The sequence below is a fragment of the Actibacterium lipolyticum genome (assembly GCF_900184935.1).
GTDB lineage: Bacteria > Pseudomonadota > Alphaproteobacteria > Rhodobacterales > Rhodobacteraceae > Actibacterium_A > Actibacterium_A lipolyticum.
The window spans coordinates 1,443,745-1,458,214 of the sequence record NZ_FXYE01000001.1 but is presented as its reverse complement, the minus strand read 5'-3'; the positions used below and the strand labels follow the sequence as shown (position 1 = coordinate 1,458,214).

12 protein-coding genes are annotated in these 14,470 nt (G+C 56.4%); 3 read left to right on the top strand and 9 right to left on the bottom strand.

What is annotated here, in order from left to right:
* Positions 1-12 precede the first annotated feature (12 nt).
* Together COL8621_RS07200 and COL8621_RS07195 are read left to right on the top strand one after the other, a co-directional pair.
* The gene (locus COL8621_RS07200; protein WP_093966574.1) at positions 13-690 is read left to right on the top strand and encodes an SDR family NAD(P)-dependent oxidoreductase; all 678 of its coding nucleotides are present in this window, start codon (positions 13-15) and stop codon (positions 688-690) included.
* A gap of 33 nt (positions 691-723) precedes the next feature.
* A complete protein-coding gene (locus COL8621_RS07195; protein WP_093966573.1) occupies positions 724-1,488 on the top strand; it encodes an SDR family NAD(P)-dependent oxidoreductase in 765 nt (254 codons plus the stop codon).
* A gap of 21 nt (positions 1,489-1,509) precedes the next feature.
* On the opposite strand, the gene COL8621_RS07190 is transcribed toward COL8621_RS07195, so the two are convergent.
* Positions 1,510-2,430, bottom strand: coding sequence for a sulfotransferase family protein (locus COL8621_RS07190; protein ID WP_176438446.1), 921 nt, complete (start codon positions 2,428-2,430; stop codon positions 1,510-1,512).
* Positions 2,431-2,447: 17 nt separating this feature from the next.
* Entirely contained in the window at positions 2,448-3,206 is a 759-nt protein-coding gene (locus COL8621_RS07185; RefSeq protein ID WP_093966571.1) for a hypothetical protein, read from the bottom strand.
* Positions 3,207-3,577: 371 nt separating this feature from the next.
* Here COL8621_RS07185 and COL8621_RS07180 point away from each other — a divergent pair, with 371 nt between their 5' ends.
* Positions 3,578-4,486: a CE1 family esterase gene (locus COL8621_RS07180; RefSeq protein WP_141137855.1), complete on the top strand. Its 909-nt coding sequence runs from the start codon at positions 3,578-3,580 to the stop codon at positions 4,484-4,486.
* A 10-nt stretch (positions 4,487-4,496) separates the two neighbouring features.
* Here the strand turns inward: COL8621_RS07180 and COL8621_RS07175 are convergent, their stop codons facing one another.
* The 7 genes from COL8621_RS07175 to COL8621_RS07145 form a co-directional block, all read right to left on the bottom strand.
* Entirely contained in the window at positions 4,497-6,323 is a 1,827-nt protein-coding gene (locus tag COL8621_RS07175; protein ID WP_093966569.1) for an NAD-dependent epimerase/dehydratase family protein, read from the bottom strand.
* Positions 6,324-6,385: 62 nt separating this feature from the next.
* The gene (locus COL8621_RS07170) at positions 6,386-7,348 is read right to left on the bottom strand and encodes an NAD-dependent epimerase/dehydratase family protein (RefSeq protein WP_093966568.1); all 963 of its coding nucleotides are present in this window, start codon (positions 7,346-7,348) and stop codon (positions 6,386-6,388) included.
* A gap of 66 nt (positions 7,349-7,414) precedes the next feature.
* Positions 7,415-8,941, bottom strand: coding sequence for a tetratricopeptide repeat protein (locus tag COL8621_RS07165; protein ID WP_093966567.1), 1,527 nt, complete (start codon positions 8,939-8,941; stop codon positions 7,415-7,417).
* 41 nt (positions 8,942-8,982) lie between these two features.
* A complete protein-coding gene (locus COL8621_RS07160) occupies positions 8,983-11,616 on the bottom strand; it encodes an NAD-dependent epimerase/dehydratase family protein (protein ID WP_093966566.1) in 2,634 nt (877 codons plus the stop codon).
* A gap of 13 nt (positions 11,617-11,629) precedes the next feature.
* Positions 11,630-12,541 (bottom strand): alpha/beta fold hydrolase, encoded by a 912-nt coding sequence (locus tag COL8621_RS07155; protein ID WP_093966565.1) that lies wholly within the window; start codon positions 12,539-12,541, stop codon positions 11,630-11,632.
* A gap of 6 nt (positions 12,542-12,547) precedes the next feature.
* Positions 12,548-14,152, bottom strand: a complete 1,605-nt coding sequence (locus COL8621_RS07150) for an alkaline phosphatase family protein (RefSeq protein WP_093966564.1) — start codon at positions 14,150-14,152, stop codon at positions 12,548-12,550.
* 15 nt (positions 14,153-14,167) lie between these two features.
* Positions 14,168-14,458 (bottom strand): acyl carrier protein, encoded by a 291-nt coding sequence (locus tag COL8621_RS07145; RefSeq protein ID WP_093966563.1) that lies wholly within the window; start codon positions 14,456-14,458, stop codon positions 14,168-14,170.
* Between the last annotated feature and the right edge of the window lie 12 nt (positions 14,459-14,470).

Sequence of the window (14,470 nt, the reverse complement as noted above, 5' to 3'; positions counted from 1 at the left end):
GGAAAACAGCCGATGCCGAGCGTCCTAATTATCGGAGCAAGCCGAGGCATCGGCTGCGAACTTGCACAACAATATGCCGCTGACGGCTGGCGCGTTCATGCAACGTCGCGCACGGGTGCCCCGCCGTCGACACTGTCCGGCACTAAGGCGGATGTGGTCATGCATCAGCTGGATGTGCGCGATCCGTCGCAAATTGCGCAGCTTAAGAAAAACCTAGGGGCGGAACCTATTGACGTGCTCATCGTTTCCGCTGGCACCTATGACCGTGTGGGCGGCCCGTTTGGCGCTGGCCCCCCCATTGCCCCGGAAGAGGTGTTCGCGATTAACACCGACGCGCCAATCAACATCGCAGAAGCCGTCTTCGAAAACCTGACCCTTGCTGAGTTGGGGAAAATGGTTTTCGTTTCCAGCGCCGAAGGCATTCGTGCGGGTGGCCGCGCGATGGGCCCATACGGCCAATCAAAGGCCGCGCTGAACGATGCAATCCGCAACTATGCCAACGAATGGGGATATTACGGGGTCATCGGTATTGCCCTTCACCCCGGCTGGGTTCGTACCGATATGGGCGGCCCACGCGGCCCCGTTGCACCCGAAGACAGCGCAGCGGGCATAAAAACGGTCATTGCCAACTTGTCCCCTGCCCATTGCGGTGCCTTTCTTGATTACCGTGGCAGCAACCTTCCTTGGTGACGCTGCCCCACTTGAATTTCTTGGAGCTTCGAAATGAATAACGCTGCACCGTATGTGGCCCTGTTGATTGGTGCAAGCCGAGGCATCGGCGCAGCCTGCGCATACGCCTTCGCGGCACGCGGCGCACAAGTCTGCCTGACCGCGCGAAACGCCGCGCGCCTTAACGCAGTAAAAGGGTCGGTGCAGGCACGTGGGCATTCTGTGTGGGCGCAGCCGTCGGACATAACAGATGCTGACCAGATGCAAACGGTGGTTAACGCCGCCGTCGCTGAATTCGGTCGTGTGGACACCGTTATCAACTTCGCGGCCGCAACCGGCCCCTTGGATCGTCCAAGCTGGGAGGTTGCGCAGAAAGACTGGGAGGCCGCCGTCAGCACCAATATGACCGGCACCTACAATGTGATCCGGGCCACGCTCCCTACGCTACAAAAACAGGGCCGCGGTGCGTTGCTGTTTGCCTCTTCACCGTTTGGCGATTCAGTGCAAACCGGTATGGGGGCCTATGCCGCCAGCCGCGCCGGTGCCCATGCCTTGGTGCGCCAAACAGCGGCCGAACTTTCTGGTACAGAAATCGGTGCCTGCTTGGTTTTCCCGGGCAAGACGGAAACAGACGGCCTTGCCGATTTCCGCCGCGCGCGTGGCGGTGCGGGATCTGCCGCGCCTGTTGCATCAGCTGAAGTGATGGCAAACCTGTTTGTCTGGGCGGCGATGCAATCACCTTGGGACATCAACGGCGCAGATCTGTCATGGAGCGACCCGCAGGTCCGTAATTCTGCAATGTCCCTTGGGGCGGCATAATCCACCCCAAGGATCAACCTGTTAGGAATAGCCGATTTTTTCGGCGTATTCGCTTATAGCGTCGGAAACAGGCATCGCAGACCGATCGATCTTCAACAGCTTGTCACGGTCATTACGCGTCCGCAGTTGCGGCGCGGTAAGGTAGTCCGGGTTATTTCCCCCACGCGCGCCGGGCGGGCCCCAACCCGCAAAGATCGAACGTTCCGGGTGCAGCATTTCCGAGATCACACCATCCTCTGACGGCAGATCCAGCCATTCACAAATTGTACGCAAGATTTCTTTGGGCTGGGTCACAACATCCTCGCCCATCACGCGCAAAACCTGCTTGTCATCCAGCGGGTCCAAGAAGGCTTCGACACCCGTGTGAACCGCATGCCAAAGTTCAATCGGCGATGGCACCTGATCCAAACCTACTTCGGCTTGGGTATACATCCGCAAAATCTCTTCGCCCTGCGGCCCCCACTTCGCCATCGAAGCAACCCACGCTGTCGGGTTGCGGGTCAGGTGAATGAACCGCGCATTCGGATAGGCCTGCAACACGCGTTGGGTGAAATCCGGGCGCTGCGTATAGATCGGGCTTTGGTCGATAACGATTGACGGCGCCGCATGTTCACGCAGCACGTCGAACACGTCCTTCACTTTCCAATCCGCGCGCTCTTGCAACCATTCCAGCGACTGCGAAACGGTCATCGCGGTTTGAGCGCCAAACAAAAGCTGAGCTGTCGTGCGCAGCAAGCCATCGCAAAAGATGAAACTTGCCGGCTGGTTCGCCCAGTCCATCACGGTGTCACCGACGAACAGATTAAGCTCTGGCACACTCAACAACGATGGGTGTTGTCCCAGCATTCCGCTTAAGACGGACGTATAGCTTTTGGGAAGCGCGATGATAAACACCGGTTGTGGTAACGTATCTGTCCCGGGCTGTGTCATCGCAATGTTCATGTTCTCATGCCCCATTGCTACACGTACCTCACGACAGCATGGCCCAGTTCGGTGTCACCAATCGTGCCTGCCTTGCGCATATCTGCCGGGCGCACCACAGATGGTGCAGAGATACGGTTCGCCATATCCGGGTCGCGACGCTGCACAAACATCGGCACGCGGAAATGATCGCCCTTGTGATAAATGGTCGAACGAACATGTGGCAAATCTTCGATAAAGGCGGCCTGCGCCATATCGGTCGGATCATCCAAACCGTAATAGATGTCGACGCTGTCCACCTTGTCAGAATTCTCTTTCATGAACTCGCGCAGGTTCGAATACGGATAATCATCTTTCAGAAGTGACTGAAAATACTCTGCCACAGGTTGGAACGCTTCCTGCTGCCCGCGATCCGTTTTTGCGATGCTGTCCATGTCCGTAACCGGGCCGATCAGATGAATATCATTCACGCCCAGCTTGTGCCCCCAAATTACCGTCGGATGAGAGCCGACAGAGCCCGACACAAACGACACCCGTTTGACGCCAAGCTTTTTGATGAGGTAACGCAAAAACTCAAGATTCTCTTCTTCGTTGTCCGTAACGCCCGAGATACCTTGGGCATATTGGCAATTCGCATGATCCCGCAGGAACAGCTTGTTCTGAGTAAACTGCTCGGCATATCCGGCGAAGTGAAACTGTTGGTTCGTAGGTCGCCCATACCCAGAGACAAACACGATGAGCTGATCTGAATCGCTCTCTTCGATTGCGGCGCCCCAACCGATCATATCTACAGCCATCGAATTCCCCTAAATCAAATAAAACCGCCCAAAAACGGGCATTTGGAAATTATTAACTCTCAGGCATTCAGCCTGATCTACTTTGTCATTCTGTCTGGTTCGCAAACCGCGATCAACCCTGTCGGGCCACACGCCGCGCCGTTCACCAAAACGTAAATATCTAATCGTTATCAACAATATGTATCGTGTAATGAACGCGCAAAAATGCGTCAAGAAGATGTATTTCAACGACAGTTTTCTTGGCAAAAATACAGCGTCGCCTTTTCAATAAGTTGACCGCAAACTATGGTTTCAATGTGACTTGTTATTTGCCTGCAGTGGCGGCGTTTACGCCACGTCTAACGCCTCACATTTCAGGATATGCTCAGGTTTTGATCAAAGATATTATTCGCACTTCCAAAGTGGCTTTTGCTGCGCTTTGTATCACCCCCCTAATGGCGATGGATGCACATGCCGCCCGTCAGGAACGAACCCTAAAATTCGGGAAATTCGAACGAAGCTATATCGCCCATATCCCCGATGATGCAGACGCGCGCGGAAAGCTTTCTGTCATCTTTGCCTTTCATCCGGGGTATGGCACCTCGGAAGGGTTCGAAAAACAACTTGGCCTGCACGAAGCCGCGGGTGCCGATGACTTCATCATCGTCTATCCAAACGGGTTTTGGCGGTCGTGGAACCAAGGTGATTGTTGTGGCCCCGCGAAAGAGCACAACGTTGACGATGTTGCCTTCGTCCTAGAAATCCTAAGTGATCTGCATTCCTTCGTGAAACTCGATCAGGGCAATCACTTCGCCACAGGTTTTTCCAACGGCGCAGGGATGAGCCAACGGCTCGCCTGCGAGCTGAACTCAGAAATCGCTGCAATTGCGATTGCGGGAGGAACGCGTGACAATTCAGCGGGTTGCGAGATGAAATACCCTGTATCCGTCCTAATGATGCATGGCTTAGAGGACGGGTTTTCCCCCTATGATGGTGGCATGGGTGTTCTTGAAAAGCCGGGCCCCCGCCCGTCGGTCGACAGCAACGTGGATTTTTGGGCCAAAGCGAACAACTGCGCCGATGAAACCCCAACAACCGGCCTTAACGAACTGGCCTGTGATCGGCATTCGCAATGCGACGCGAAAGCCGAGGTTGTCATATGCCCCGTCCCCGAGATGGGCCATTGGTTCCCGGGCCAGTCGGCAAGGTCGCAACGCGGCCTTGATATGTTCGGCCCAACGCGCGACGATCTTCCCGGCCTAACAGAGGTGCTTTCGTTTTTCCGCACGCACGGGCGCTAAGACGCCCGTGTTATGACACCCCTGTAAGTTTGGCACATTCGTCCCAAAGCTTCCAAGCCGTTGCCTCGTCATAGGTGGCGTCTGCGGAACGCGCGATCTCTCCCTTGCTTAGGTAAAGACCATTTTCACCCTCATAGTCCGGGGCCATTGCAAGGTTCACCACATAGCTTGCCGCCTCTTCCGGCGAGATCATCTGCATACGTTCGCGATCAATTCGGGTTTGTTCGCGCTGCTGTTCTTGCGGCCCAAGATCCTTGGACAGTTTTTCCTCAAGCCCATTGCGGGCGGCAATTTCAGTGCGCACCGTGCTTGGATCAACCGCGTGAATTGAAACGCCCGTTCCGTTCAACTGCGACGCAAGGCAATAGGTAAACATCACCAAGCCCGACTTGGACTTTCCATAGGCGTCAAACGGCATATAGCTTTTTGCACTATGCAGATCGCTCAGATCGATCGGTGCGTTTTCGTGGGCCCCAGACGATACGCTTACAATGCGCGAAGCCCCGGCAGATTTCAGTGGCTCGGCCAAAAGCTGTGTCAGCATAAACGGTGCCAAAGTATTCAACGCAAAAGACTTTTCAACGCCGTCTTCGGTCAGTTCATGCGCGGCATAGGCCGCACCCGCGTTATTCACCAAGATGTCGATTTTTGGATAATCTGCACATAACGCCTCGGCCAAATCCCGAATGGTCTTTTGCGAGCTTAGATCGGCCGCGATGAATTCACCTTCGGTAAATTTCGCCTCGCGCTTCAGTTCATCGACCAACGCGGCACCGGCATCTTCAGTTCGTGCGATACCAACCACCTTGGCCCCAAGCCGCGATAACAACAGCGCCGAAGCACGCCCAATGCCAAACGTCGCGCCGGTAACAACGGCAACCTTCCCGGCAAGCGGCTTTTCACGTTTTTCAACAGCCATCAGTGCAGCTGGCATAATCGGAACGATAGCAGGAAGCGCACCGTCCGCACGTTTTTGATGGACCACCGCCTGAACCAGCTCGGCAATATTGACCCACTGGCTTTTCTTCGGAGTGAACCCCAAAATTTGCGCCGCCTTTCCCGCTGCAAGGATCGGCGATGAAATCGGATGTTCGGGGCGAATGCGGACTTCGCCGTTGTGCTGATCCGTAAAGACCTCTGCCAGACGATGAATTTCCTCGACGATGCAATATGTCGGGACCGACACAGCGCCAGCAAGGTTGATCGCATGGCCCGACGCCTGATCGGATGTCCCAGCGATGACACAAGCATCGGCCAATTCATCCGCGTCGATTGTCTGAAAACGAGGGGTATCCGCAGGTACGGCCCCATCATCCAAAATTCCGCGAACCAGCGTGATCGCGCCGCTGCTGTCAGGCGCAAGAACCATCGGCACGCGCAGCGCAACACGTTCCATATCCCCCGGGATCTCGCGCAGATCACCCTCCAAGGCAGCCGCTACACGACAGCGCAGCCCACCCGTACCTTCGGCCGCGAACGGGCCTGTTTCGTAAAGGGTTAGGTTTCTTAGCGCAGTCGGATCGTAAATCTCGGCGCTGCTCAGCAACACAAGCCGACCGACGCCAGCCTTGGCTGATGCGCGGATCAAACCGGAAAGATGTTCCTGCTTTTCCTCCAAATCGGCGTCGCCAGCCAATTCAGTCACATACACAACATCCACGTCCTTAAGCGACGCGCCGAATGAGCCCGGCTTTTTCGGCCAAGCACGAAACTTGGCCCCCTCGGGCGCTTCGGTCTGCGCGTCAGTAACGCCCGTGACCTCCCATTTCGCGGCAAGAAGCCGTGAAATGATGCGCTTCCCGATCAGCCCATCGGCATCAGAAACCAGTGCGCGCATAAATATCTTCCTTCCTATTGTCCGCTCGCCCCGAATGGGCTTCGGCCATTATTCAATTTGATTTATTCATCCAGCAAATGCGCAGGCATCTTGATCGCGGCAGAAGAATAGAATTCCAACCGGCCCAGTACCTCTGCGATGCATTGCTTCACCCCGACCTGCGGCCTCCAGCCAAGCGCGTGCAATTTGCGTGGCTCAAACTTGGGGATGCCCATGTTATTACGCGAGGCGATTTCCGCATACGGATTATCGCTTTTCCCGACGTTCATCACCTCCCACATCAGCGCCTGAACATCGTAGATCGTAACGGGTTCGGCCCCGGCAACCAGAAAGCACTGGTTCACGGCCTTCTCATGCTCGGCCACCAGCAGTGCGGCGCTGGCGATGTCAGTCCCGTGGGACCATTGCATCATGTCCCACATCCGCCGCTGCATTTCCAAGTTATCAGGGTTGCGAAGGATCGTTGTGACCATGCTTTCAATGAACGGGCATTTACGACCAGCCGTCACCGTGGGCCGTAGAATGGAGTATTCAATCTCTCCGCGTTCGGCAGCTTCGAACACCAAATCTTCTGCGGCGATCAGGCTTTCGCCAAGCGCGGCCTGCTGCGGGTTACCATGTGCTTGGCGCAACGCATCATCAAGCAAGGGCCACATCGCGGGCGAGCGATGAGGCGCATAGACGTTGTTCGAACTGACCAAAACAAAGCGCTTAATCTTGCCCGCACAGGCCTTCAACAAATTGCGCGTGCCTTCGATATTCACCGCATTCATCGTTTCGGGCTTCATCGCAGGTGGCGGGCTAACCAATGCCGCGTGAAATACGATATCAATGTCTTTCAACGCCTCTTCCAAGGCGATGTCGTCAGACAGTTCACCTGGAACCATCTCAATTCGATCACGAAAATTGATACGGTGCATGGAATCCGGCAACGCCAGAACACGCACGTCGTACCCCGTAGTCATCAGCATTTCGAGGATATACTGCCCGACAGCGCCGGTGGGACCGGTCACAAGTACTTTCAACGTAAGCCTCCGTAGTTCCCGGTCCGCGAACGAACCGGGTTTTTCTTTTTTATGCCGAACAGTGGCTTAGTTATTGCGACGACGCGCCATCATAGCGCGCAAGAAACCGCCGCGTTGGTTTTGCTGGCCGTTTGCGTCAATACCTTGTTGTGGGACCGCGTCTGGCACCATTGCACCACCACCGGCTTGCATGTTGCCCGCACCGAAGCCTTGGAAGTTGCCACCGCCCTGCTGGCCGCGCTGCTGCTGCATACGTTCACGCAGTCGCTGACGCATCTGGCCCTGACCGACGCCCTGACCTTGACCGCCACCGCGCTGTGCGCGGCGTTCGCGGATGCGTGTCATCATTTCGCTGCGATCCTGATTGCCACGGTTCTCTTCGCGCTCTTTCACACGGCGGGCGAACTCGTCTGTGTAAAGCTTCAGAACCGCATCGCCTTTGGGCGCGGACTTGGCAGCCTTGGCTTCATCGATCTTACGGATTGCTTCTTCGCCGTTTGGCGCACGCAGAATGGATGCGCGATAAGACTGTTCGGCGGATTCAATGTTGCCCTCGGCCGCGAACGCGTCACCGTAAAGGCGCTGAACGATTGTGCTGGCACGGCCATTGCGTGGCGCCTTGGCCAGAATCTCACGCGCTTCTTTCAGCTTTTTCTGCGGGATCAGGGCCTGAACAAGCGTCAACTGCGCCATAGAGTTTGGGCGCTGCTGGCGGTTTTGGCCGCCTTGCATCCCCTGCCATTGACCAGCTTGCTGACCGCCTGCGCCAGCTTGCTGCTGACCACGGCGTTCTGCGATACGGCTGGCAAAACGGCCGTTACCACGGTTTGTGTTACGCGGTGCATTCACTGCCTTGCGCAGCACGACTTCGGCACCGGCATAATCTTTAGCAGCCAGTTTCGTGCGCCCAATGGCCATCATCAAACGCCCGTCTTCTGGCGACGCTTTTAGCGCAGCCTCCAGCGTCTTCAGCGCCTCGTCAGGCTTGTCCATGCTGTTGCACAGGTTTGCCAGCAACAGGGCTGTACGCTGATCGCCGGGTTTGATCGAAAGCGCATGTTCAAGCTGGGCTTTCGCTTCGTCCTTGCGGCCAGAGCTGGCATAGACTGTCGCCAACTGGTGGCGGACACGCTCGGACTGAGGGTCGACTTCCAGCGCGCGCTCAAGCACCTCGATCGCTGCGTCTGGCTTTTTGTTGCGCTGGTGAAGGCGTGCCAGCCCTGTCAGCGCCTGAATGGAGGTCGGGTCAGCCGTCAGTGCCTTGTGATAGTTGGCCTCGGCATATTCCGGGTTATCGCCCTGCACACCAATCGTCGCCGCCAAAAGCGGCGCGGTGGTGTTTGATGGGTCAACTTCCATCGCTTTTTCAAAATATTGCGCAGCCTCTTCCAAGCGGCGTTCGCGCTGAAGCGACATACCATAGGCCATGATCGCGCGGGTGTTCTGCGGGTCTTGATCGATGATCGACTGCAGCTCTGCACGCGCTTCGTCGGTGCGGCCTTCGTTCATCAAACTGCGCGCATAGCTCATTGCCTGAGACGAGTCGCCACCAACCTGTTCAACGTTTGGCATCCATTCATCTGTATTCGACATTGGTCATCTCCATTGTATCTTTAGCGCGAAACGCGCAGAAATCAGTTCGCAATCTGTTTTTTTGGTTCACTAATACTCTTCGGCTTCGCTGAAGCCTCGTTTCGCTTACCCTCCTTACGAGAAGGATTTGCGAAATCTGCCTGGAAACCCGTGTTCTTGGCAGTCTCCCTCGTTACTTTGTCATTTGGCCGCGGCAACGCGCCTTCGGCTTGGGCGGCTTCGATGATCTGGCGAAGCCCTTCGGCAAAGGGAACAGACGGGTAAAAACCCAATTTGTTCTTGCCCTTGCTGATATCATATTGCTGCACATACCGGCGCCATACTCGGGTGCGGTCTGGATCCAGATCGTCATTCGAAGGCGTACCGATTGCGATACGTGTCATCCGGCCCACATCGCGATAGGTTATCACATCCGGCCCGGCAACGTTGAAGGTTTCGTTCTTGGCACCGTCTTCGAAACACGCCCGCGCAATCGCTTCGACCGCATCATCAATATGCACAAACTGCCGTGGCTGTTCGCCACCCTGCCCCTGCCCGAAATCCGGCTCTGGCGCGTTTTTGCGTGCCATCAGATCGACCAAAGGATCACCAACCCCATAAACCAACGCAAAGCGAAGGATCGAATGTTCGTACCCATGTTTGTTGCTGTAGAAACGGGCAAGGTTTTCGCTGGCGATCTTGGTCATGCCGTAATCGGCCAGATCGTGCCCCCCATCGACCCTTAGCGGGTGCGATTCATGGATAGGCCATTCTTTCTCGTTGAATTGGTTTTGATAAGCCGCGACCGAACTACAGAACACAAACCGCTTCAGCGCCTTGGAATCTGAACACGCGCGGATCAGGTTGTGGGTCCCCTCAACGTTGGTTTCGCGCAATTGTTCCAACGTGCACGCCCCGGCAAGCCGCGCGGCCATGTGCAACACGATCCCCGCGCCATCCACCAGCTTGGCCAAGGTTGCGGGGTCTTCCAGCGTCCCTTCAATCACTTCAAGGTTCTTGTGCGCCGGAATGTCATCGCGTGTTCCGGGCAGCGTCAAAAGGCGCAGCGTGTACCCTGCGTCCAACAGCTTGGGCACCAAGTGGCGACCGATGTAGCCCGTCGCACCTGTTGCCGCGATATCAACTGTCTTGGCTTTGTCCTTCTTCGGCTTCGGAATGACATAAGACGTGGTTCCGGGGTCGCCCAAGAACACCTCTGTGCCGCCGTCTGGGTTTTCGATGTATTCCCAACGCGATGCAAACCGCGCTGGCGATTTGCCACCAAAGACGTTCGCCGTCCCAACGGCCAGCCCCTTGGGCGTCGAAACCATCGTGCGCCCGCCATAGTTATAGGGGTTGTTCATTCCGTTGATCGTAACGGGCATCCAGTTCACACCGTCTTTGGTGCGCCACATCTCGAACCCGCTGCCAACTTCGGCCATTTGTTCAAAGCTGACCGCATCAACCAGCTTTTTGGCGGTGGGTGACGGGCGGTGGGCGTATTGCAGGAACACGCTCCAATCAAACGTCGTGACATATAGCCAACCGTCATGGACACACATGCGCCACGTATAGCCGGAAAAGATGTTGTCGAACCCCGGCCCAATCCCTGACAGCGGGTATTTCATCCCGTCCGGCGTTTCGCGCGGCATACCAACCAACAGATCCCAGCTGTCATCCGGCCAAATCCGAATGACCTCTCCGGCGGCGGGACCAACCAGGTTTGTGCGGTCATACCCGCCGTTCTGGATAGAGCTGCCGACATAAAGCGCGCCGTTGAATTCGACCATGCCCATGGCAATTTCGGAAAGCGGGCCACGGTGGGCGCCTTTATCAATGACTTTGCGCCATTGCAGCGGACCATCCCCACAAGGTGGCGTCGTCCAAACCTGATAGCCTTCGTAATTGTTGAACGTCCCGGCATAAAGCTGGTTGTTCGCGACCGTCATCATAAAGATGCCGTTGTTTTTGCTGTCGCCAAACCCAAGGTCGCCCGCAACTTCCCAGTTGCCCGGCTTGGGATCGTTTGAGCGCATCAAAACGCCGGTACGATTAGAGTTGAACTGAATCCCCTCGCCCGCTGGCGGCGCGTAAAGGTAGCCGTCAAACCCAACCAATTCCCGGAAGGTCGAGATATTGTCGTTCCCGATGCCCGGCTCACAGGCGGGTTCAAAGTTCAGACCATCTTCGGACCGCAACACATGCGCCGCGCAGCCGCGCAGCACCGTCGACATGGTCGAGGCATAGAGCATCGGCTTGCTGTCCGATTTGCCCTGAAACACTTCCATCCCGCGATAGCCAAGATCGCGCGGTGCAGGTTCGCCATGTTTGCCGTCAATCAGGGGCGAACGATAGGCCAGCTCCCATTCATCAGTTTCTGGTGTCCAACGCCAAATCTGGCCCTGCATGTCCAAATCTTGAACCTTTGGGGGTACGTCAACCGGCCAAGGGTCAAGCGCGGGCGGATCGATCGGCGGAAAAAGTTTTAACAGTTTGAAAGAGTTGCGGGTCATACCACAGTACAGCTTACCGTCGTACCACTCCATCCCATGGACATAGGCATTGGCCGGATCACCAATACCGTTCTTCGCAAGTTGCCGGAAGTTCCCGGCCGTCAAACCTGTTCCACTTTTGTCAGACACGTCTGCTCCCTGCCCTAATTCGGCTTCGACCTTGCCTATAGCATCTCCGGTCATGTTCTGATCTGCTTTAGTCAACGCTATGCTCTTTTCTTTTCTTCGTACCGCTTGGCGGCATTGATTTCACCCCAGTGGCGACCGCGCTTAACAAGGCTTCGGGGCGCAGCAGCGGGAAGTAATGGCCGGCATTCGGAATCTCGACCGGATGCGCATTTGGCAGCGCCTCGGCCAAACCATCGCGGCTGGTCAGATAACGTGATCGCGCGCCATAGATCAGATCGACGGGCCGTTCGACCGCCCTGATATGATCAAGGTCCAATCCAGCCGGATCACGGAACTGACTGTTGGCCGAGGTCCGCTCCATCAACTCACGCCAGCGACGCATCGCGCGCGTCGGGCGCTGCCCCGCGCTTGAAACCTGCATCCCTGCAAATGCCCCGGCGCCATCGCCGCCCGCAACGGGTTCACCCTCATCTTCGGCGTCCAGCATCTCCTCTAAGAACCCCTGCGCAACGCGCGGCGGTTCCCCATCGACAACAATGCCCCGCTTTCGCAACCGCGCCTGAAGCTTGGCCCAAGCCGCACTGTCATTCAACGGCGGCATGGTTTGAAGCGATGGCACCCATGCATCCGCTAGGGTCAGGCATTCCACCTGATCGGCATGTTTCACAGCCACAGCCAACGCAACCGCGCCGCCAAAGCTGTGCCCAATCAGGTGGGCCTTTTCGATGCCCAGATGCGCCATAAGGGCCACCACATCATCGGCCAGATCAACCGCCCGATAGCCACCATTCGACATTGCCGAAAACCCGTGGCCGCGCAGGTCAAGCGCGGTCACGCGATGCTTTTCGGCCAGCTTTGGTGCAACGCGGAACCACCAGAAGGCGATGTTGCAAAACAGCCCATGAATCAGCACCACGTCGGGGCCTTGCCCGACCTGCTGATAGTGGATGGTATGCCCGCGAAGGGAGGCCCTTGGCATATCAGATCACAGATATCCGAGCGACTTGAGCCGCTCTTTGATCTGCGCCTGCGCTTCGGCATCCAGCGTGGAGGTGTCTTTGTTCCCGCCCGCTTCCTCGATCACATCGACGAATTTCAGCTTATGCTCTTCGCGATGCTCGCCCGAGAATGTGCTTTCGGAAACCTTACCTTCCATGTCCCGCGGCACCGCAAGGCCAAGCGAATAAAGCGCGGTCGGCGCGACATCGGCGATGTAAAGCGGGTCAAGCCGCTTGCCCATGTCAATGCCCGGCCCGGTCGCAACAAAGATGCCATCCGGGTGGTGCGTTGCATAAGGTACCTGACGGTCTTTCAACGCCTCATCCGCGCGCAGCACCGACAAGAAGCTGTAATCGTGCAGCATCAATGTCAGGTCCGGTGCCCGGTCGGAATAAGTGCCCGGGAACGCGTCTTCGCGTTTGAACACATGCATAACCACAGGCTTACCCGTCGCCGGATCTTTAAGCGCCAGAAGTTCCTTGATCATGTTGTCACGGAACGCTTCATAATCTTCTGGCTGAACGCCCGGTGCGCCCGGCTCTTTCGCCTGACGAATGAAGATAGCGTTCGAGGACGAGCTAAGCGCATAGGCCTTTGAACTGGTCCAGTCGATCAGCGTGCTGGCCTCGGTGTTTTCGTCCAGCGCAACGCGGCCCTGATCGTCCATCGGTGTGCCTTCGACCCAATCCAGCCAGCCGTTCTTTTCCAGCCATGTGTTAGCATAGAAGATGCGCGCGCCGGAACGGGTAAAGCCATGATCTGAAACGATAAAGGTCTGCGCCTGTGGGCCGGCCTTTTCGATCATCTTGGCGACATAGCCATCGACATCGCGATAATATTGAAGCGCAAGTTCGCGGGTCTTGATCGCGTCAGGCGTATCATATTGGTCGCGGGTTGCGCGGTCGATCAGGTGATAGCAAAGGTGCTGAATACGGTCGACGCCATCAAACAGAACAGCCGTCAGTTCGCTTGGCTCTTCTTCCATAAGGGTGATGAGGATTTCGAACCAGCGACGTTCACGGGTGATGTGGAAATTAACCCAATCTTCCAACTGGTTTTCCGAAAGCCCCTGCACGGCTTTGCGCTCATGCTGCCAATCGGTGGACATTTCGGACGCTTTGAAAACGCCCTTTTCTTTCAGCATCTTGAACACAGGACGCGGATGGATTGCCCGGCCAAGATAGGACCACGGCACGTAACCCGGAATAACCACACCGTCGATCGGCTTGGCCGGGAACGTTACCGGAAAGTTCAGCGTCGTGGCGCGCAACCCTTCGCGGCTGGCAATCTGCCAGATCGTCGGAACCATCACATCAGATGACGTGGCCAACGTATAGCTTGGCTTTGCCCCATCCCGATCAACGCGGATAAAATCAAACACACCGTGGTTGCCCGGCGTGCGGCCCGTTGTCATCGTCGTCCACGCAGGTGGCGTCAGCGGGTGGATGGTGGATTTCAAAATCCCCCGCGCACCCTCTTCCATGATCTTGCCAAGGTTGGGCATAACGCCCTCTTCCACCAGCTGATCCAACAGATCATAGGTGGCGCCATCCAAGCCGATAAGCAGCGTGCGGATTTTGCTGTCGCCCATTAAATGAATTCCTTCTTATGCAGACGCGCGAGCGCCCAGTTCGACGACAGAGTTCAAAATGTCATCGACGGTCATATCTTTTAACAATCGGTCTTCGTCCCGCATCTTTCGGAACAACGCGTCACCCAGCCCGTAATGCTGCTGAAGCTCGGAAATCAGATAGACAAGGCTGATCGATTCCATCCCAAGTTCCAACACCTTGGCATCGGCAGAAAGTTCTACGCTTTCAACATCCAGATCATCTTCAAGATCCTCGAAGATCTCTTGCAGAACGCTTTTCGCGTCTTCGTAGGTTACCGTTGTCATCCCAAGTCCTTC

Coding starts and splice junctions, on each gene's coding strand:
- COL8621_RS07200 (WP_093966574.1), top strand. CDS start 13: ATGCCGAGCGTCCTAATTATCGGAGCAAGCCGAGGCATCGGCTGCGAA.
- COL8621_RS07195 (WP_093966573.1), top strand. CDS start 724: ATGAATAACGCTGCACCGTATGTGGCCCTGTTGATTGGTGCAAGCCGA.
- COL8621_RS07190 (WP_176438446.1), bottom strand. CDS start 2,430: ATGAACATTGCGATGACACAGCCCGGGACAGATACGTTACCACAACCG.
- COL8621_RS07185 (WP_093966571.1), bottom strand. CDS start 3,206: ATGGCTGTAGATATGATCGGTTGGGGCGCCGCAATCGAAGAGAGCGAT.
- COL8621_RS07175 (WP_093966569.1), bottom strand. CDS start 6,323: ATGCGCGCACTGGTTTCTGATGCCGATGGGCTGATCGGGAAGCGCATC.
- COL8621_RS07165 (WP_093966567.1), bottom strand. CDS start 8,941: ATGTCGAATACAGATGAATGGATGCCAAACGTTGAACAGGTTGGTGGC.
- COL8621_RS07160 (WP_093966566.1), bottom strand. CDS start 11,616: ATGACCGGAGATGCTATAGGCAAGGTCGAAGCCGAATTAGGGCAGGGA.
- COL8621_RS07155 (WP_093966565.1), bottom strand. CDS start 12,541: ATGCCAAGGGCCTCCCTTCGCGGGCATACCATCCACTATCAGCAGGTC.
- COL8621_RS07150 (WP_093966564.1), bottom strand. CDS start 14,152: ATGGGCGACAGCAAAATCCGCACGCTGCTTATCGGCTTGGATGGCGCC.
- COL8621_RS07145 (WP_093966563.1), bottom strand. CDS start 14,458: ATGACAACGGTAACCTACGAAGACGCGAAAAGCGTTCTGCAAGAGATC.